This window comes from Stenotrophomonas sp. RIT309, from assembly GCF_000632045.1.
GTDB lineage: Bacteria > Pseudomonadota > Gammaproteobacteria > Xanthomonadales > Xanthomonadaceae > Stenotrophomonas > Stenotrophomonas indicatrix.
The window spans coordinates 14,940-34,073 of the sequence record NZ_JFYS01000002.1; the positions used below are offsets into that span (position 1 = coordinate 14,940).

16 protein-coding genes, 1 other RNA gene and 1 pseudogene are annotated in these 19,134 nt (G+C 67.3%); 16 read left to right on the forward strand and 2 right to left on the reverse strand.

From position 1 onward, the window contains the following. Window positions 1-36: 36 nt before the first annotated feature. Both BW38_RS18540 and rnpB read left to right on the forward strand, forming a co-directional pair. A complete protein-coding gene (locus BW38_RS18540) occupies window positions 37-801 on the forward strand; it encodes a PDZ domain-containing protein (protein ID WP_152543264.1) in 765 nt (254 codons plus the stop codon). A gap of 115 nt (window positions 802-916) precedes the next feature. Continuing rightward, window positions 917-1,268, forward strand: an RNA gene (rnpB, locus tag BW38_RS21160) — RNase P RNA component class A. 217 nt (window positions 1,269-1,485) lie between these two features. Here rnpB and BW38_RS18535 read toward each other — a convergent pair. Both BW38_RS18535 and BW38_RS18530 read right to left on the reverse strand, forming a co-directional pair. After that, entirely contained in the window at window positions 1,486-1,965 is a 480-nt protein-coding gene (locus tag BW38_RS18535; RefSeq protein WP_032974905.1) for a DM13 domain-containing protein, read from the reverse strand. Between the two features lie 270 nt (window positions 1,966-2,235). Continuing rightward, window positions 2,236-3,024 (reverse strand): NRDE family protein, encoded by a 789-nt coding sequence (locus tag BW38_RS18530; RefSeq protein ID WP_032974906.1) that lies wholly within the window; start codon window positions 3,022-3,024, stop codon window positions 2,236-2,238. 324 nt (window positions 3,025-3,348) lie between these two features. On the opposite strand from BW38_RS18530, the gene mraZ reads away from it, so the two are divergent. The 14 genes and pseudogenes from mraZ to ftsZ all read left to right on the forward strand — a co-directional run bounded on the left by mraZ (window position 3,349) and on the right by ftsZ (window position 19,110). Next, window positions 3,349-3,795, forward strand: coding sequence for a division/cell wall cluster transcriptional repressor MraZ (mraZ, locus tag BW38_RS18525; protein WP_025876601.1), 447 nt, complete (start codon window positions 3,349-3,351; stop codon window positions 3,793-3,795). A 14-nt stretch (window positions 3,796-3,809) separates the two neighbouring features. Then, complete coding sequence (gene rsmH / locus BW38_RS18520) at window positions 3,810-4,778, forward strand: 16S rRNA (cytosine(1402)-N(4))-methyltransferase RsmH (RefSeq protein ID WP_025876600.1); 969 nt, start codon at window positions 3,810-3,812, stop codon at window positions 4,776-4,778. Next, window positions 4,775-5,038, forward strand: coding sequence for a cell division protein FtsL (ftsL, locus tag BW38_RS18515; RefSeq protein WP_025876599.1), 264 nt, complete (start codon window positions 4,775-4,777; stop codon window positions 5,036-5,038). The genes rsmH and ftsL overlap by 4 nt, the downstream gene beginning before the upstream one ends. Then, window positions 5,035-6,879, forward strand: a complete 1,845-nt coding sequence (locus tag BW38_RS18510) for a penicillin-binding protein 2 (RefSeq protein WP_025876598.1) — start codon at window positions 5,035-5,037, stop codon at window positions 6,877-6,879. The genes ftsL and BW38_RS18510 overlap by 4 nt, the downstream gene beginning before the upstream one ends. Beyond that, on the forward strand, window positions 6,876-8,384 hold the full coding sequence (locus BW38_RS18505; protein WP_032974907.1) for a UDP-N-acetylmuramoyl-L-alanyl-D-glutamate--2,6-diaminopimelate ligase: 1,509 nt from the start codon (window positions 6,876-6,878) through the stop codon (window positions 8,382-8,384). The genes BW38_RS18510 and BW38_RS18505 overlap by 4 nt, the downstream gene beginning before the upstream one ends. Then, entirely contained in the window at window positions 8,381-9,775 is a 1,395-nt protein-coding gene (gene murF / locus BW38_RS18500; protein ID WP_032974908.1) for a UDP-N-acetylmuramoyl-tripeptide--D-alanyl-D-alanine ligase, read from the forward strand. The genes BW38_RS18505 and murF overlap by 4 nt, the downstream gene beginning before the upstream one ends. Next, window positions 9,765-10,850, forward strand: coding sequence for a phospho-N-acetylmuramoyl-pentapeptide-transferase (gene mraY, locus BW38_RS18495; protein ID WP_025876592.1), 1,086 nt, complete (start codon window positions 9,765-9,767; stop codon window positions 10,848-10,850). Before murF ends, mraY begins: the two co-directional genes overlap by 11 nt. Continuing rightward, window positions 10,850-12,169: a putative lipid II flippase FtsW gene (gene ftsW / locus BW38_RS18490; protein ID WP_025876590.1), complete on the forward strand. Its 1,320-nt coding sequence runs from the start codon at window positions 10,850-10,852 to the stop codon at window positions 12,167-12,169. Before mraY ends, ftsW begins: the two co-directional genes overlap by 1 nt. Beyond that, window positions 12,166-13,254: an undecaprenyldiphospho-muramoylpentapeptide beta-N-acetylglucosaminyltransferase gene (murG, locus tag BW38_RS18485; RefSeq protein WP_032974909.1), complete on the forward strand. Its 1,089-nt coding sequence runs from the start codon at window positions 12,166-12,168 to the stop codon at window positions 13,252-13,254. Before ftsW ends, murG begins: the two co-directional genes overlap by 4 nt. Before the next feature lie 40 nt (window positions 13,255-13,294). After that, window positions 13,295-14,731 (forward strand): UDP-N-acetylmuramate--L-alanine ligase, encoded by a 1,437-nt coding sequence (gene murC, locus BW38_RS18480; protein WP_025876586.1) that lies wholly within the window; start codon window positions 13,295-13,297, stop codon window positions 14,729-14,731. After that, the gene (locus BW38_RS18475) at window positions 14,728-15,732 is read left to right on the forward strand and encodes a D-alanine--D-alanine ligase (RefSeq protein ID WP_032974910.1); all 1,005 of its coding nucleotides are present in this window, start codon (window positions 14,728-14,730) and stop codon (window positions 15,730-15,732) included. Before murC ends, BW38_RS18475 begins: the two co-directional genes overlap by 4 nt. After that, window positions 15,729-16,406, forward strand: a pseudogene (locus BW38_RS18470) (cell division protein FtsQ/DivIB); the annotation flags it as partial. The gene BW38_RS18475 and the pseudogene BW38_RS18470, both read left to right, overlap by 4 nt. A 68-nt stretch (window positions 16,407-16,474) precedes the next feature. Next, window positions 16,475-17,710, forward strand: coding sequence for a cell division protein FtsA (gene ftsA, locus BW38_RS18465; RefSeq protein ID WP_025876580.1), 1,236 nt, complete (start codon window positions 16,475-16,477; stop codon window positions 17,708-17,710). A gap of 164 nt (window positions 17,711-17,874) precedes the next feature. Then, complete coding sequence (gene ftsZ / locus BW38_RS18460; RefSeq protein WP_025876577.1) at window positions 17,875-19,110, forward strand: cell division protein FtsZ; 1,236 nt, start codon at window positions 17,875-17,877, stop codon at window positions 19,108-19,110. Window positions 19,111-19,134 lie beyond the last annotated feature (24 nt).

Here is a 19,134-nt window from a genome sequence, read left to right on the forward strand (position 1 = left end):
AGGATGAGGACGATGTCGGCAAAAGGACTTTCACTGGTGTTGGCTCTGGTCGTTTCCGCCCACGCGTGGGCGGGCGAGGAGATCGACCCATCGGATCTGGGGCGTGGCTTCACCGGCTATGAGCTGTTCGATCCTGGCCTGGTGCAGTTGCGGCAGGGCCCGTATGTGGAAGGCAACCACGCGATCGTCATCTACACCGCCGCACGGGAAGCCGTGGACTTGGCCGAGGGCTGCCCGCAGGTGGACCCCGCTGCGCGCGAAGCGATCGAGCAGGCCTACCAGCAGATGGCGGCCAGCCAGCACCGGTATGTAAGTGCGCGCCAGTGGACGCGGCTGCGCGAGGCGCTGCACGGCAGCTACAAGCAGCCGCCGCTGCGTGGCGTGCTGGAATGTGGCGCGTTTGCCATGCAGGCCCCGCATTTCGATGAACGTATGGCGGGGCGCCTGCTCGCCCACACCGAGATGTCGCGCTCGGCCAACGGTGCCGTCGATGATCGCGCCGACGCGTTGCGGCCCGTGCTGGGGTTGGGGATGGCGGGAGGGACGTTGGTCAATCACGTGCTCAACGGCAGCAACGCCGAGCGGGCCGGCCTGAAGGCAAATGACGAGGTGCTGTCGGTGCAGGGCACCGCCGTGGCGACGACCTACGGCATCGAACAGGTCCTTCGCGCGTACGCGCCCGGTGATCGCATCCAGCTGAAGGTGCGCCGCACGGTGCTGGATCTGGCAACCGGGGCCTCGTCGCAGGAGCTGGATATCGCGCTGGTGCTCCAATCGCGGGCAGCGCTGCTGGCGCGTTGAGCCTGCAGGTACGGTGCGCAGTCACGCGTGTCGTGGCTCTACTGCGGGGGCGGATGAACCGCACGCCGCAATCAAACCGGCAGGGCGGGCCCGCGTACGCTAGAATGCGCGCGGCGGAGTCGGCCAGACAGTCGCGTCATCCCTTCGGGGGTGCCGAGGAAAGTCCGGGCTCCATAGGGCAAGGTGCCAGGTAACGCCTGGGCGGCGCAAGCCGACGGAAAGTGCAACAGAAAGATACCGCCTACGTCTTCTTCGGAAGGCCGGTAAGGGTGAAATGGTGCGGTAAGAGCGCACCGCGAGTCTGGCAACAGACCGGTACGGCAAACCCCACCTGGAGCAAGACCAAATAGGGATCCATTGGCGCGGCCCGCGTTGGATCCGGGTAGGTTGCTTGAGCGTTGCGGCGACGTAACGCCTAGAGGAATGACTGTCCACGACAGAACCCGGCTTATCGGCCGGCTCCGCCCCTTCATTCCATCCACGCATGGCGTGGATCTACCAACGTCCATCCCGCATGGCGTGGATCTACCAACGTCCATCCCGCATGGCGTGGATTTACCTATCGCCGTCCACGCAGGGTGTGTGGACCTGGTAGTGCCGGCCGCTGGCCGGCAACCGCGGGACCTGCCCGAAGATCCAGAAGTTGCCGGCCAGCGGCCGGCACTACCGGGACGATGACCGGGCTCAACCCGGCGTGCGGTACTGCCCGGCGGAAATGAACTGCGAGAAGCGCTCGCACCACACCACCACGGTGGTGAACTGGTCCACGTCCACATTGGCCGGCACGTCCACCAGGAAGCGGTTGAAGGTCTTGACCTCACCGACGCGCTGGGCCTTGTCCTTGATCTTCAGAAAGTCCGCTTTGTTGTCGACGAAGTCCTGGACCAGGTAGACCTTGTAGTCAGGACCCGGGCCCATCTTGCCGTTGAAGGCGACCTGGCGCGCGCTGACGCTGACCTTGCCTTCGGCCCAATGCACCGCGTCACTTCCTTTGAGGTCGCGACGGAAGGTGGTGTGGTAAGTGGCGTCGGCCATCGCCGCCTGCACCTGCGCGAGCGGCGGGTCATCGGGAGCGATCAGGATGGGCAGCAAATACACGCCCAGGCCGAAGCCAAGGCCGAGGGTGAGCAGGTGGGTGGCGAGCAGGATGAGGATGCGGCGCATGGGGCCTCCTTATGGGTGTGGATCGCGCGGCATGGCGCCGGGCAGGGCTACCTTGGGAGGCTGAGGGCGACATTTATAGACACAGTGCCGAAGGCGAAAAGGGCACAGCGGAGTGCCTGTGACGCTGAAGCCCTTGTGGCAGAAGCGGGTATTGGTCGCGCCCGGAAGCTGAATGACGCATTTGACCTGTCCCGTCGACGGCCCATTTGATGGAAAACACGACACGCCGGGCGCCAGAGTGCCGGCCAGCGGCCGGCACTACCGTTCCAGTCAGAAAATGACGTGACCCTGTCCGCTGGGTACGCCCTGCGGACCAAAGCGGCGCTCGTGGATTTCGCCGTGGCCGTTGCCATCAATCAGCAGCACGGTGCTGGCGCGGGTGCCGTAATCGTCACCACGGATGAAAGCGGGGCTGAGCCAGCGTTCGCGTTCCAGGCCGATGCCGGTATCGGGCAGGTCGCTGTCGACCGGGCGATGTTCATCGGCCAGGGCATCCCACAGTGGGGTCAGGTCCGGGGTCAGCGCCCTTTCCCGTTGGGAAAGGGATCCGACCCCGTCTTGCTCCAGCCAGGACGACAGCGCATCCATCAGCCGCCGGGTCTTCGGCCAGGGCGCATCAAGCGCGCCGTTGGACATGCCATGCACGCCCGGGCCAAGCGTCTGCCGCTCGGCCGGGTGGTTGCCCAGATACTCCAGGCTGTGGCCATCGGCCAGCAGCAGGTTGAACGGGGCATAGGCAGTGGAGATCCCGGCCAGACGTTCTATATGCATGCCCGCCGGATCGCGGCCACGCAGGTAGTCGGCCACCAGGGCGCCACGCGATGGCCCGGTCTGGGAAGCCTGCGGATCGCGGACGTTGGTCACCACCCCCATCCGGCCGCCGGCACCCACCCCGGCCCAGCCGCCGCCCGAGCGCAGGTCGCGCCCGCCGATGACCGACATCTCATCCTGCCAGGGGGCCAGGGCCGCGGTCGGGCGGGCGTGGAACTCATCACGGTTGCCGGCCATCACCAGCCGCCAGCGCGGGTGGTGCAACCAGCCAATAGCAAGCAGGCACATGGCGCCATTGTGCCCGGTTTGCGCAGTCCGACGTCGCTTTCGGCCCGTTCCGGATGAATGCGCAGCCCATGTTTCACGCGCCCTCCACACCCCTGAACTTCCGTTCAATCTCAAAAATTGAGACGGATCAGCAACTTGTGGATAAACCTTGAACAACTCTCTAAACATCGGCGCAAACCATTGATGCGGCTGGCGATTTCCCTGCTGAAAAGTTGTTGACAACCCTTGGGCCGCTGCTAAGGTGGGCATCAGAGGGAAATCCGGGTGTTTTGTGGATTTTCGTGGTTCAATGTTTCACCGGGCGAAGGATAAGGTGCAGGCGTCGTGTTCCAGGGCGAGACGGCCATCACAGTTGACGACAAAGGACGCATGGCGGTTCCCACCGCTCACCGCGACCTGGTTGCGCGCGTCAGCAACAACCGTCTCGTGTTGACCTACAACCCCTTCGAATCCGGCTGCCTGTGGCTGTACGCCGAGTCGGAATGGGAGCGGGTACGCGACGACGTCATGTCCAAACCCAACACACAGCGCGTCGTACGTCTGCTGCAGCAGAAGCTGGTCGGTTCAGCCGCCCACCTGGAGCTGGACGGCAACGGTCGCATCAGCATTCCCGCCAGCCACCGCGGTGCGGTGGGCATTGAGAAGAAGGCGGTATTGCTCGGTATGGGCGACAAATTCGAATTGTGGAGCGAGCAGGCGCATCGGGCCCTGATCCAGCAGACGTTGTCTGATGAGGATCTGGGTGATGGGTTGCTCGACCTGAAGTTGTGAGCCGGGGTGCCCGGATGCGCCCAGAAGCGCAGACCGGTCACCTTCCGGTGTCGCAGTCGCCGGCGGTGCATCTGCCGGTCCTGTACACCCAGGTCCTGGAAGGCCTGAGGGTGATCGAAAACGGACGTTATCTGGATGGCACGTTCGGTCGTGGCGGTCATGCACGTGGCGTGCTCACCCAGCTCGGTCCCGAGGGACGCCTGCTGGTCATGGACAAGGATCCGGAAGCCATTGCCGTTGCCGAGCGCGATTTCGCGCCGGACCCGCGCGTGTCGATCTTCCGTGGCAGCTTCGCCCAGCTGCTGCAGTGGAACGAGACCGCCGAAGGCCTGGATGGCGTGCTGTTCGACCTTGGCGTGTCCTCGCCGCAGCTGGATGTGGCCGAGCGTGGTTTCAGCTTCGGCAAGGACGGCCCGCTGGACATGCGCATGGACCCGGACAGTGGCGAAAGCGCTGCGCAGTGGATCAACCGCGTGGAGGATCGCGAGATCGCCGACGTGCTGTGGACCTACGGCGAAGAGCGGCAGAGCCGGCGCATCGCCCGCGCCATCGTGGCCCGCCGCGAGAAGCAGCCGTTCACCCGCACCGCCGAACTGGCCGAGCTGATCGCCTCGGTGATGCCGCGCGGCAAGGACAAGATCCATCCGGCCACGCGCAGCTTCCAGGCCATCCGCATCCACATCAACCGCGAACTGGCCGACCTCGAAGCCGGCCTGGACGCGGCGGTGGAGCGCCTGAAGCCCGGTGGCCGGCTGGCGGTGATCAGCTTCCACTCGCTGGAAGACCGCATCGTCAAGCAGTACATGAACCGCCTGGCCAAGGCACCGCCGGCCAACCGCCGGCTGCCCGAGGCGCAGGCCTTCGTGCCGACCCTGGACCTGATCGGCGGCGCCATCAAGGCCACCGACGAAGAGCTGGCGATGAACCCGCGCGCCCGCAGCGCCGTGCTGCGTGTGGCCCAGAAGCGGGAGGCCGATGCATGAGCCGGCTGCTGCTGATCATCCTGTTGGCCTGCACCGTGGCCTCGGCGATCGGCGTCGTGTTCGTGCGTCACCGTCACCGGCAGACGTTCATCGAGCTGTCGCGCGCCGAGCGTGCACGCGATGACCTGAACATCGAATTCGGCCGCCTGCAGCTGGAGCAGGCGACCCTGGCCGAAGCCAACCGCGTGGACAGCATCGCCCGCGAAAAGCTCGGCATGAAGTTCCCCGAAGCCGCCGACGTGGTGGTGGTGCGCCCATGAGCAAGACCGGCCGCAACCGTCCACGCAACGCCTTCAACCTGCGCCAGCGCCTGCGCTGGGTGGCCCTAGCGCTCGGCCTGTGCTCGGTATCGCTGGTGGGTCGTGCCGCCTACGTGCAGATCATCAACAGCGACTTCTACCAGCGCCAGGGCGAAGCGCGTTACCTGCGCGAACTGCCGATCAAGACCTCGCGCGGCATGATCACCGACCGCAACGGCGAGCCGTTGGCGGTGTCCACCCCGGTCGCCTCGATCTGGGTGAACCCGCAGGACCTGCTGCGTTCGCCCGAGCGCATCCCCGAGCTGGCACAGGCGGTGGGCATGTCGGTGGACGAGCTGAGCAGCCGCCTGTCGCAGAAGTCGGACAAGGAATTCATGTACCTGCGTCGCCGGATCAATCCGGATGAGGCAGAGCGCGTGGTCGCGCTGAAGATTCCGGGCGTGGCGGCACAGCGTGAGTTCCGTCGCTTCTACCCGCAGGGTGAAGCGATGGCGCACGTGCTGGGCTTCACCAACATCGACGACCGTGGCCAGGAAGGCCTGGAGCTGGCCTTCGACGAATGGCTGCGTGGCAAGCCCGGCGGCAAGCGGGTGATCCGCAACCGCAAGGGCGAGACGGTCGAAAGCGATCTGTTGCGTGCGGCCGAGCCGGGCAAGGACCTGACCCTCAGCATCGACCGCCGCATCCAGTACCTGGCCTTCAAGGAACTGCGCAACGCGCTGGTGGCCAACAAGGCGGCCGGCGGCTCGATGGTGATCATGGACGTGACCACCGGCGAGATCCTGGCCATGGTCAACCTGCCGACCTACAACCCGAACTCGCTCAACGGCGCGGTGCCGGACACGCGCCGCAATCGCGCGGTGACCGACCTGGTCGAGCCGGGTTCGACGATGAAGCCGCTGACCATCGCCACCGCGCTGCAGTCCGGGGTGGTGACCAAGGACACCATCATCGATACCAACCCGGGCTACATGCAGGTTGCCCGTTTCACCATCCGCGATGTGCCGCGCAACAACGGCGTGCTGAACGTCACCGGTGTGATCACCCGCAGCTCCAACATCGGCGCGGCCAAGATCGCCGCGAAGATGCCCGACCAGGTGTTCTACGACGGCGTGCGCCGTTTCGGCTACGGCTCGGTGCCGCACAGTGGCTTCCCCGGCGAGTCCGGCGGTGTCGTGCGGCGCCCCGCCAACTGGGACGGCGCGACCAAGACGACCATGTCCTACGGCTATGGCCTGAATGTCACGCCGCTGCAGATCGCCACCGCGTACTCGGCGCTGGCCAACGGCGGCAAGCTGATCGCGCCGACCTTCGTCAAGGGCCAGCGCAACGAAGGCCAGCAGATCATCGACGAGAACGTCGCCAAGCAGGTGGTGGCGATGATGGAAACGGTGGTCACCCAGGGCGGCGCCAAGCAGGCGGCGGTGCTGGGCTACCGCGTGGCCGGCAAGACCGGTACCGCGCGCAAGACCGGCCCCGGTGGCTACGAGCGCGGCCACTACAACGCGCTGTTCGCCGGCGTGGTGCCGGCCACCAATCCGCGTTTTGCCACCGTCATCGTCATCAACGATCCGCAGGGCGGCAAGTTCTACGGCGGCCTGGTGTCGGCGCCGGTCTATCACAACGTGATGGAAGGCACCCTGCGCCTGATGGACGTGCCGCTGGATGACCTGCAGTCGTGGCTGGCTGCCCAGCAGTCCGGAAAGATCGGGCATTCGGCCTCGGTGCTGCCGGTGCCGCCGGCCGAAGCCGCACTGCCGGTGGATGCCGCCGCTGAATTCGATGCCGCGCTGCCCAGCGCGCACCCCCATGTGCCGCCCGCCACGGGAGGCACGCAATGAGCCCTTCGATGTTGCTTTCGCAGTTGCTTCCAGACGTGGCCCTGGCGGGCCATGATCCCGTTCTGACCGGCCTGGTGCTGGACAGCCGTGCCGTGCGCCCCGGCAATGCCTTCGTTGCCATCGCCGGTTTCGGCGCGCATGGCCTGGGTTTTGTCGAGCAGGCGCGTGCTGCCGGTGCCGGCGCGATCCTGTTCGAAGCGCCGGCGCCTGCCGAGCTGCCTGCACCGGCCGATGCCATCGCCGTGCCGGACCTGCGTGCGCGTCTGGGGGCAATGGCCGACCAGTTCCATGGCGCGCCTTCGCGGGCGATGACCATGGTTGGCGTGACCGGCACCAACGGCAAGACCTCCACCGTGCAGCTGCTGGCCCAGGCCTGGCACCTGCTCGGTACGCCCAGTGGCAGTATCGGCACGTTGGGCGCCGGACTTTATGGTGCGGTCGAGCCGACCGGTTTCACCACCCCGCTGGTGCTGCAGATGCATGCACTGCTGGCGCAGCTGCGCGACGATGGCGCGCGCGCGGTGGCGATGGAAGTCAGCTCGCATGCGCTGGACCAGGGCCGCGTGGATGCGGTGCACTACGACGTGGCGGTGTTCACCAATCTCACCCGCGATCACCTTGACTACCACGGTGACATGGCCAGCTACGGCGCGGCCAAGGCGCGGCTGTTCCATCGCCCGGGCCTGAAGGCGGCGGTCATCAATCTTGACGATGCGTTCGGTCGCCAGCTGTTCGCCGGCCTGCCGGCGGGCGTGCAGGCCATCGGCCTGAGCTCGCGTGGTGCCGACGGTGCCAGCGTGCGCGCCGAAGCGCTGCAGCTGAATGGCCGCGGCATCGGTTTCGAACTGGTCATCGACGGCCAGCGCGCTGCGGTGCAGTCGCCGCTGCTGGGCCGCTTCAACGTGGACAACCTGTTGGCCGTGGCTGGCAGCCTGCATGCGCTGGGGCATCCGCTGCCGCGCATCGCCGAGGTGCTGTCGGCACTGCAGCCGATCCGTGGCCGCATGAACCGCTTGGGCGGCGAAGATGGCCTGCCGACCGTGGTGGTTGATTACGCACACACCCCCGACGCGCTGGAACAGGCGCTGGACAGCCTGCACGGCCACCTGCAGGGCACGCTGTTCTGCGTGTTCGGCTGCGGTGGCGAGCGCGATACCGGCAAGCGCCCGCAGATGGCTGCCATTGCCGAGCGCCTGGCCAACCAGGTCATCGTCACCGACGACAACCCGCGTGGCGAAGACGGCGACGTGATCGTGGCCGACATCCTGGCTGGCTTCACCGATGCCTCGGCCGTGACCGTGCAGCGCAACCGCGCGCGTGCGATCGGCCTGGCGGTGAAGCGCGCTGGTGCCGGCGACATCATCCTGATCGCCGGCAAGGGCCACGAGCCCTATCAGGAAGTGAATGGCGTGCGGCATGACTTCGACGACACCGAAGTATCGGCCGCCGCGCTGGCTGCGAAGGCCGGTGTGTTGGCCGCTCAGGCCGGGGAGGGCGCCGCATGAAGCGCACCCTGCTTTCGCTGATCGCACACTGGGCCGGTGGCGAGATCCACGGCGACGACGTGGCCATCGACGCGGTCAGCAACGATACCCGCAGCCTTGGTCCGGGCAGCCTGTACGTGGCGCTGCGTGGCGAACGCTTCGACGGCCACGATTTTGCTGCCGACGCACAGGCGCGTGGCGCCAGCGCGTTGCTGGTCGAGCGCCTGCTGCCGCTGGACCTGCCGCAGGTGCTGGTGGCCGACAGCGAGCGCGCGCTGGCGAAGATCGCCGCCGGCATGCAGCGCGACCGCGCGACCGAACTGTTCGCCATCACCGGCAGCAACGGCAAGACCAGCGTCAAGAGCCTGCTGCTGGCGATCCTGCAGCAGGTGGCCCAGCACGCGCACAAGGTGGTCTACGCCAACCCGGGCAACCGCAACAACGAGATCGGCCTGCCGCTGGCGGTGATCGACGCACCGGAAGATGCCGACTACGCCGTCTACGAGATGGGCGCCGGCAAGCCGGGCGACATCGCCTACCTGACCGACATCGCGCGCCCGCGCTATGCCCTGGTCAACAACATCGCCCCGGCCCACCTGGAGCGGATGGGCAGCCTGCTCGGCGTGGCGGTGACCAAGGGCGCGATCTACGCCGCGCTGCCGGCCGATGGCGTGGCCGTGATCAACGCCGACGATGCCTACGGGCGCTGGTTCGAACAGCATTTCATCGGTACCCCGGCACGTTGCCGGGTGCTGCGCTATGGCCTGGAACACACCGCCGACGTCACCGCGCGCGACATCCGCGCCGGTGCGCAGGGCAGCCGCTTCACCCTGGTCACGCCGATGGGCGAGGCGGGCGTGGTGCTGGGCCTGCCGGGCCGCCACAACATCAGCAATGCGCTGGCCGCCGCCAGCCTGGCGCTTGCCGCCGGCATCGAGCTGTCACTGGTGGCCACCGGCCTGGCGGAAGCGCAGCCGGTGCCGGGCCGCCAGATCGCCCATCAGCTGCACAACGGCGCGGTGCTGGTGGATGACAGCTACAACGCCAACCCTGGTTCGCTGGCCGCCGCCATCGACGCACTGGCCGCCGCCCCGGAAGAGGGCTGGCTGGTGCTGGGCGACATGCGCGAGCTGGGCGCCGACGCCGAGGCGCTGCATGCACAGGCGGGCATCCGCGCGCGTGCCGCCGGCCTCAAGCGCCTGTATGCGCTGGGCCCGCTCAGCGCCGCTGCCGCCGCTGCGTTTGGCGAGGGCGGACATCATTTCACCACCCATGACGCGCTGTCGCAGGCGCTGAAGGAAGCGCTGCACGCCGGCGTGCGCTGCCTGGTCAAGGGTTCCCGTGGCAGCGCCATGGACACGATTGTCAAAGCGCTGCTGGCGCAAGGAGAGGAATCCCCGCATGTTGTATGAACTGGCTCGATGGTTGCAGCAGTTGGAGAGCCTGTTCGGGCTGTTCAACTACCAGACGTTCCGCGCCATCCTTGCCGCGTTGACGGCGCTGTTCCTGTCGCTGTGGCTCGGCCCGGCGATGATCCGCAAGCTTGCCCAGTTCAAGGGCGGCCAGCCGATCCGGACCGATGGTCCGCAGACCCATTTCTCCAAGGCCGGCACGCCGACCATGGGTGGTTCGCTGATCCTGCTCACCGTCACCCTGTCGGTGCTGATGTGGGCCGACCTGCGCAACCGCTACGTGTGGCTGGTGCTGGCGGTGATGCTGTGCTTCGGCGCCATCGGCTGGTACGACGACTGGATCAAGATCGTCCGTCGCGACCCGAACGGCCTGAAGTCGCGCTGGAAGTACCTGCTGCAGTCGATCTTCGGCCTGGCTGCGGGCATCTTCCTGTTCCAGACCGCCGACGTACCGGCGGCGCTGACCTTCTACATCCCGATGTTCAAGTCGGTGGCGCTGCCGCTGGCCGGCATCGGCTTCGTGGCCATCGCCTATTTCTGGATCGTCGGCTTCTCCAACGCGGTCAACCTGACCGACGGCCTGGACGGGCTGGCGATCATGCCGACGGTGCTGGTGGCCTGCGCGCTGGGCGTGTTCGCCTATGCGTCGGGCAACGCGGTGTTCGCCAACTACCTGCAGATCCCGCAGATTCCAGGCGCCGGTGAGCTGGTCATCATCTGTGCGGCGATCGCCGGCGCGGGGCTGGGCTTCCTGTGGTTCAACACCTATCCGGCCATGGTGTTCATGGGCGATATCGGCGCGCTGTCGCTGGGCGCGGTGCTGGGCACCATCGCGGTGATCACCCGCCAGGAACTGGTGCTGGTGATCATGGGCGGCGTGTTCGTCATCGAGACGCTGTCGGTGATGATCCAGGTCGCCTCGTTCAAGCTGACCGGCAAGCGCGTGTTCCGCATGGCGCCGATCCACCACCACTTCGAACTGAAGGGCTGGCCGGAGCCGCGCGTGATCGTGCGCTTCTGGATCATCTCCGTCGTGCTGGTGCTGATCGGCCTGGCCACGTTGAAGGTACGCTGATGAATGACCTGTCGCACCAGGCAACACGCCTCGAGGCCATCGGTGGCAGCTACGACAAGTGGCTGCTCGGCGCGATGATCGCGCTCACCGGGCTGGGCGTGGTGATGGTGGCGTCCAGCTCGATCGCGTTGATGAGCAGCCCGTTCTATTACCTCAACCGCCACCTGATCTTCCTGGCGGTCGGCATCGTATTGGCCATCTTCGCCGCGCGTACCGAGCTGAAGACCATCGAGCAGTACAACCAGATGCTGCTGCTGGGCTGCTTCGCGCTGCTGGTGGTGGTGTTCGTGCCCGGCCTGGGCAGCAGCGTCAACGGTGCCCGCCGCTGGATCAACCTGGGCATCTCCAAGTTCCAGACGGTCGAAGCGGTGAAGGTGCTCTACATCGTCTGGCTGTCCAGCTACCTGGTGCGCTTCCGCGACGAGGTCAACGCGACCTGGCCGGCGATGCTCAAGCCGCTGGGCGTGGCCGGTGCGCTGGTGGTGCTGCTGCTGCTGCAGCCCGACTTCGGCTCGTCCACCCTGCTGCTGGCGATCACCGCCGGCATGCTGGTGCTGGGCGGGGTGAACATGCCGCGCATGTCGATGCCGGTGGTGATCGGTCTGGTCGGCATGAGCGCGCTGGCGATCATCGAGCCGTACCGCATGCGCCGCATCACCTCCTTCCTCGACCCGTGGGCCGACCAGCAGGGCGACGGCTACCAGCTGTCCAACGCGCTGATGGCGGTGGGCCGCGGCGAGTGGACCGGCGTTGGCCTGGGCAATTCGGTGCAGAAGCTGTACTACCTGCCCGAGGCGCACACCGACTTCATCTTCTCGGTCACCGCCGAGGAATTCGGTTTCCTGGGCACCTGCGTGATCGTGGCCCTGTACGCACTGCTGGTCGGCCGCACCTTCTGGCTGGGCATGCGCTGCGTGGAAATGAAGCGCCACTTCTCCGGTTACATCGCCTTCGGCATCGGCCTGTGGATCAGCATGCAGACCTTCGTTTCGATCGGCGTGAACCTGGGCATCCTGCCGACCAAGGGCCTGACCCTGCCGCTGATTTCGTCGGGTGGTTCGTCGGTGCTGATGACCTGCGTGGCGATGGGCCTGCTGCTGCGCGTGTCCTATGAACTCAAGCGCGCCGAGCGCCGCCAGGCCGTGCGCATGGGCGCCGCCGACGATGTAGCCGGGCCTGCCGCCGCCGAGCCTTCTGCTGCACCGGTGGCGAAGAACGTGCCGATGGCTGCCGAACCGGCCGCGGCCGAGCCGGCCGCCGTGCGTGGCACCAGCCGCCTGCAGTCGCGCGTCGAACCCACCTTCGGGAGGCTCGGATGAGCGCGGCCCAGAACAACAACCGGCCGGTGATGATCCTGGCCGGTGGTACTGGCGGGCACATCTTCCCGGGCCTGGCCGTGGCCCGCGTGCTGCGCGCGCGTGGCGTGCCGGTCACCTGGATGGGTGCCGATGGCGCCATGGAAACCCGCCTGGTTCCGCAGCACGACATCGCCATCGATACGCTGGCCATCACCGGCCTGCGTGGCAAGGGCAAGCTGGCTCTGCTGGCCGCGCCGTGGCGCCTGATGCGCGCGCTGCGTGCGGCCGGCCTGATCATCCGTGATCGCCAGCCGCGTGCGGTGGTCGCCTTCGGTGGCTTCGCTTCCGGCCCCGGTGGCATGGCCGCGCGCCTGCACGGCCTGCCGCTGATCGTGCACGAACAGAACCGCGCGCCGGGCCTGACCAACCGCATCCTGTCGCGCTACGCGCGCCGCCTGCTGACCGGTTTCCCGGGCACCTTCGCTGCACGCGAGGAGTTCGTGGGCAATCCGGTGCGCGCCGAAATCGCCGCCGTCGCGCCGCCGCAGCAGCGGCTGGCCGATCGCAGCGGTCCGCTGCGCCTGCTGGTGCTGGGCGGAAGCCAGGGTGCCCGCGCGCTCAACAGTGGCGTGCCGCAGGCACTGGCCAGCCTGGGTGCGCAGGTGCCGGTGGTGGTGCGTCACCAGAGCGGCGAGAAGCTGCATGCCGAAGCAGTCGAGGCCTATGCCAAGGCCGGCGTGCAGGGCGAGGTCACACCGTTCATCGCCGACATGGCCGAAGCCTTCGCCTGGGCCGACCTGGTGGTATGCCGTTCCGGCGCGTCCACGCTGGCCGAACTCTGCGCGGTCGGCATCGGCAGCGTGCTGGTGCCATTCCCCGCTGCTGTCGACGATCACCAGACCCGCAATGCGGAGTACCTGGTCGAGCGCGATGCAGCCGTATTGCTGAAGCAGGACGAAACGCTGGCAGACGGCATTGCCGCGCTGCTGCGTGATCTGTCCGAAAATCCCGCCCGCCGCATGCAGATGGCGCAAGCCGCGCGTGCCCTGGCCAAGGTCGATGCCGCCGAGCGCATCGCCGATATCATTCTCGAGGAAGCTGTATGAAGAAGGCACGCTCCAGCGCCTGCCCTGCGCGAGGCCGCGCATGATCCGCCGCCTGCATGACACCAACGATCTGGTGCGCGCGTTCCCGCGCGTGCATTTCGTCGGCATCGGCGGCACCGGCATGAGCGGCATCGCCGAAGTGATGCTGACGCTGGGCTACGAAGTGTCCGGTTCGGACAACGCCGACAACGTCGCGACCCGCCGCTTGGCCGGCCTGGGCGCGCGCATCATGCGCGGCCACTCGGCCGCCAACGTGCTGGGCACCGACTGCGTGGTGGTCTCCAGCGCGATCCGCGAAGACAACCCGGAGCTGATGGAAGCGCGCAGCCAGCGCATTCCGATCATGCCGCGCGCGGCGATGCTGGCCGAACTGATGCGCTTCCGTCGCGGCATCGCCGTGGCCGGCACCCACGGCAAGACCACCACCACCAGCCTGACCGCTGCGGTGCTGAGCGAGGGTGGGCTGGACCCGACCTTCGTGATCGGTGGCCAGCTGCTGGCTGCCGGTGCCAACGCCAAGCTCGGTGGTGGCCAGTGGCTGGTGGCCGAGGCCGACGAGAGCGACGGCAGCTTCCTGCGCCTGAATCCGTTGATGTCGATCATCACCAACATCGATTCCGATCATCTGGAGAACTACGGCAACGATTTCGCCCGCGTGCAGGCAGCGTTCGCCGAGTTCCTGCAGCGCCTGCCGTTCTACGGCCTGGCAGTGCTGTGCATCGACGATCCGGAAGTGGCCGCACTGGCCGCCAAGACCCCGCGCCACGTGATGAGCTACGGCATGAGCCCGCAGGCCGACGTGCGCGCCGAGAACGTGGTGCAGGAAGGTTCGCGCATGCGCTTCACCCTGCGCCTGCCGCAGGGCACCAGCCAGGAAGTGGTACTGGCGCTGCCGGGCAAGCACAACGTGCTCAACGCGCTGGCCGCTGCGGCGGTGGGCTGGCAGCTGGGCGTGGCCCCGGACACGATCGCGCGTGCGCTGGCCAGCTTCGCTGGCGTCGGTCGCCGCTTCAATGACCTGGGCGAAGTGACTACCGCCAGCGGTGCCAAGGTCCGCATCATCGACGACTACGGCCACCATCCGAGCGAGCTGGAAGCGGTGTTCGCCGCCGCGCGTGGCGGCTGGGCCGACAAGCGCCTGGTGGTCGCCTTCCAGCCGCACCGCTACAGCCGTACCCGTGATCAGTTCGACAAGTTCGCCGCGGTGCTGTCCAGTGTCGATGCACTGGTGCTGAGCGAGGTCTACCCGGCCGGTGAAGAGCCGATCGCTGGCGCCGATTCGCATGCACTGGCCCGCGCCATCCGTGCACGTGGCCGCAGCGAGCCGGTGGTGGTCGGCAAGGCATCCGAGCTGGCCACCGTGCTGCCGGACGTGCTGCAGGACGGTGACCTGCTGCTGATGATGGGTGCCGGCGACATCGGCGCCGTCGCCAGCCACATTGCCGTGGAAGGCTTCAAGGCGGAGGGCGAGGCGTGAGCACGCTGACCTTCCCGCCGCTGCGCAGCACCGACCCGGCCGCGTTCGGTCGCGTCGCCGTGCTGCTCGGTGGCAGCTCCAGCGAACGCGAAGTGTCGCTGGATTCGGGCCGCAACGTGCTCGAAGCCCTGCAGTCGCGCGGCGTCGATGCCATCGCCATCGACGGCATTCCGGCGCTGGCCAAGGCGCTGGCGGCCGGCGGCATCGATCGCGTGTTCAACATCCTGCACGGCCACAATGGTGGCGGTGAGGACGGCATCGTGCAGGGCCTGATGGAGGCCTTCGGCGTGCCGTACACCGGCTCCAACGTGCTGGGCTCGGCGTTGAGCATGGACAAGATCCGCACCAAGCAGGTGTGGCTGTCACTGGGCCTGCCGACCCCGCAGTACCGCGAAGTACACGGAGGTACGAGTGCCGCGGGAGGCGGGATGCCGGGAGCGGCCGAAAAGAATGTCCACGCGCTGGCGGCCGAGCTCGGCCTGCCGGTGGTGGTCAAGCCGGCCAACGAGGGTTCCAGCGTGGGCATCAGCCGGGTCACCGACGACGCCGGCCTGGACGAAGCCGTGGCCCTGGCCGCGCGTTACGACGGCCAGCTGCTGATGGAACAGATGGTGGTGGGCGACGAACTGACCGTGGCCATCCTCGGCGACGTTGCGCTGCCGTCGATCCGCATCGTGCCCAAGGGCCAGTGGTACGACTACAACGCCAAGTACATCGCCGAAGACACCCAGTACCTGTGCCCGGGCCTGGACGGTGATGACGAAGACGAGATCCGCCGCATCGCGCTGGCTGCCTTCCGCGCGGCCGGTTGCCGTGGCTGGGGTCGCGTCGACGTGATGCGTGACCGCACCAGCGGCCGCTTCTTCCTGCTGGAAGTGAACACCGCGCCGGGCATGACCAGCCACTCGCTGGTGCCCAAGGCGGCCGGGCAGGCCGGTATCAGCTTCGAAGAGCTGGTGTGGCGCGTGCTGGAACAGACCCTGGAGGCATCGCACGCATGAACGCGGTGCTGCGCATCTTCGTCTGGCTGTTGGCACTGTCGGTGGTTGCACTGCCGGTGGTGGCCGTGGTCAATGGCTGGGTCGGCGCCGAGCGCTGGCCGCTGGCGAAGCTGCGCGTGCACGGTGAGTTCAAGCGGGTGCCGCCGGAACAGCTGCAGCAGGTGCTGCTGCCGTATGCACATGCCGGCTTCTTCGCGGTCAAGCTGCAGGACGCGCAGGACGCACTGGAGAAACTGCCGTGGGTGGAAAGCGCGCAGGTGCGCAAGCAGTGGCCGGACGTGCTGGAAGTGACGCTGGTCGAGCACAAGCCGTTCGCGCGCTGGGGCGAAGATCGCCTGCTGTCCGAGCAGGGCAAGCTGTTCCCCACGCCGAAGAAGCTGGCCGACCTGCAGCTGCCCGAGCTGGATGGCCCGGACAGCCAGACCGAGGAAGTGGTCAAGCTGTACAACGATTCGCGCGCGCTGTTCGCGCCGGCAGGCGTCGACGTGCGCCGGCTGACGATGGACGCGCGCGGCAGCTGGTCGCTGCTGCTGAGCAACGGCACTGAAGTGGTGGTCGGCCGCGACGATGCCCGCTCGCGCCTGCAGCGCTTCGTGCGCGTGCTGCCGCAGCTGGCCAACCAGGCCGCGCCGATCGAGCGCGCCGACCTCCGATATACCAATGGTTTCACGCTGAGCTGGGGCACTCCGGCCGCCCCCGCCAATGCACCGGGCACCCCGGCAAGAAGGACGCAGGAAAGAACATGAATCGCAAGGGTGACAAATCGCTGATCGTCGGCCTGGATATCGGCACCTCCAAGGTGGTGGCGCTGGTGGGCGAGTATTCGCCGGGCAACCCGATCGAAGTGATCGGCATCGGCTCCCATGAGTCGCGCGGCCTCAAGCGCGGCGTGGTGGTGGATATCGAATCGACCGTGCAGTCGATCCAGCGTGCGGTCGAAGAAGCCGAGCTGATGGCCGGCTGCGAGATCCGCTCGGTGTATGCCTCCATTTCCGGCAACCACGTGCAGTGCAAGAACTCGCCCGGCATCGTGCCGATCCGCGACGGCGAAGTGACCTGGGGCGACCTGGATCGCGTGCTCGATGCGGCCAAGGCAGTGGCGATTCCGGCCGACCAGAAGATCCTGCATGCGATCCCGCGCGAGTACGTGCTGGATGATTCGCAGGAAGGCATCCGCAACCCCGTCGGCATGACCGGCGTGCGCCTGGAGGTGCATGCGCACCTGGTGGTGTGCGCGCAGTCGGCTGCGGCCAACATCAGCAAGTGCGTGCAGCGCTGCGGCCTGCAGGTGGACGATCTGGTGCTGTCCTCGCTGGCGTCCAGCGTGGCGGTGCTGACCGCCGACGAGCGCGAACTGGGCGTGGTGCTGGTCGACATGGGCGCCGGCACCACCGACATCGCAGTGTTCGTGCAGGGCGCGATCTGTCATACCGCCTCGCTGCCGATCGCCGGCGACCACGTGACCAACGACATCGCGCACATGCTGCGCACGCCGACCCCGGAAGCCGAGCAGATCAAGGTGCGCTATGCATGCGCCCTGGCCCAGCTGGCTACCGCCGAGGAAAGCATCCAGGTGCCGTCGGTCGGTGATCGTCCGCCGCGCCGCATGCCGCGCCACGCGCTGGCGCAGGCAGTGCAGGGCCGCTACGAAGAGATCTTCGAAATGGTGCAGGCCGAACTGCGCCGCTCCGGGTTCGAGGAACTGGTGCGCGCCGGCATGGTGCTGACCGGTGGTGCCTCGAAGATGGAAGGCGTGGTCGAACTGGCCGAGGAAATGCTGCAGATGCCGGTACGCGTGGGCATCCCGCAGCACGTTACCGGCCTGGGCGAAGTGGTGGGCAACCCGGTGCATGCCACCGGCGTGGGCCTGCTGCTGATGGGCAGCCAGATCGAGCATCCGCGCCGGCCGTCGCTGCCGACCGGCCGCGCCGGAAGCATGTTCAAGAAACTCAAGACCTGGTTCCGCGGCGAATTCTGACGCGGCACCTGTACCACCCGGGCGCAGCCCGGCTGCAACACCGGCAACACGACGCTACACCGGCAACACACATAACCCACACAGCCGCAACGACGGCATGCAGCACGAAGGCAGGACGCCCGAACGCCCATGCAATCGAAAGCGGATACAACGAGGACACGGACATGGCGCATTTTGAACTGATCGAAAAGATGGCACCCAATGCGGTGATCAAGGTGGTTGGCGTGGGCGGCGGCGGCGGCAATGCCGTGGCGCACATGGTCAACTCGGCAGTGGATGGCGTGGAATTCATCACTGCCAACACCGACTCGCAGGCCATCAAGAATTGTGGTGCCAAGCTGCAGCTGCAGCTGGGTACCAATGTCACCAAGGGCCTGGGCGCAGGCGCGAATCCGGAAGTCGGCCGCCAGGCTGCGCTGGAAGACCGTGAGCGCATCATGGACGCGCTGCAGGGCGCGGACATGGTGTTCATCACCGCTGGCATGGGCGGTGGCACCGGTACCGGCGCTGCGCCGGTGGTGGCACAGCTGGCCAAGGAAATGGGCATCCTGACCGTGGCCGTGGTCACCAAGCCGTTCCCGTTCGAAGGCCGCCGCCGCATGCAGGTCGCGCTGAAGGGCATTGAAGAACTGAGCCAGCACTGCGACTCGCTGATCACCATCCCCAACGAGAAGCTGATCACCGTGCTGGGTCGCAACGCGACCATGATCCAGGCCTTCCGTGCCGCCAACGACGTGCTGCAGGGCGCCGTGCAGGGCATCGCCGACCTGATCGTGCGTCCGGGCCTGATCAACGTCGACTTCGCCGACGTGCGCACCGTCATGTCCGAAATGGGCCTGGCGATGATGGGTACCGGTACCGCCCGCGGCGATGACCGCGCGCAGGCCGCGGCCGAGTCGGCCATCCAGAACCCGCTGCTGGACGATGTGAACCTGGCTGGCGCCAACGGCATCCTGGTCAACATCACCGCCGGTGCCGACTTCACCATGGCCGAGTTCGACGAGATCGGCCGCACCATCGACGGCTTCGCTTCGGAAGACGCGACCGTGGTGGTGGGTACCGTGCTCGATCCGGACATGCAGGACGAAGTGCGCGTGACCGTGGTCGCCACGGGCCTGAACCGCGTCTCGGCCAGCAAGACCCAGCGTCCGGGCGAGCGTGCACCGATCAAGCTGGTCCGCAACGCCACCACCGGCCAGCCGGAGTTCGGCGAGTTCGACAACGGCGGCGATGCGGTGTCCAAGGCCGTCGGCGGCATGGGCCTGGGTCTGCGTCGTGCCAGCAGCGACAGCGTGGCAGCTTCCACCCCGTCGGCTCCGGCCTCCTCGGCCCCGGCCGCGGCGGAACTGCCGAACGATTACCTGGACATCCCGGCGTTCCTGCGCCGCCAGGCGGACTGATCGACGCTGCCCGGGGCTTGTCCC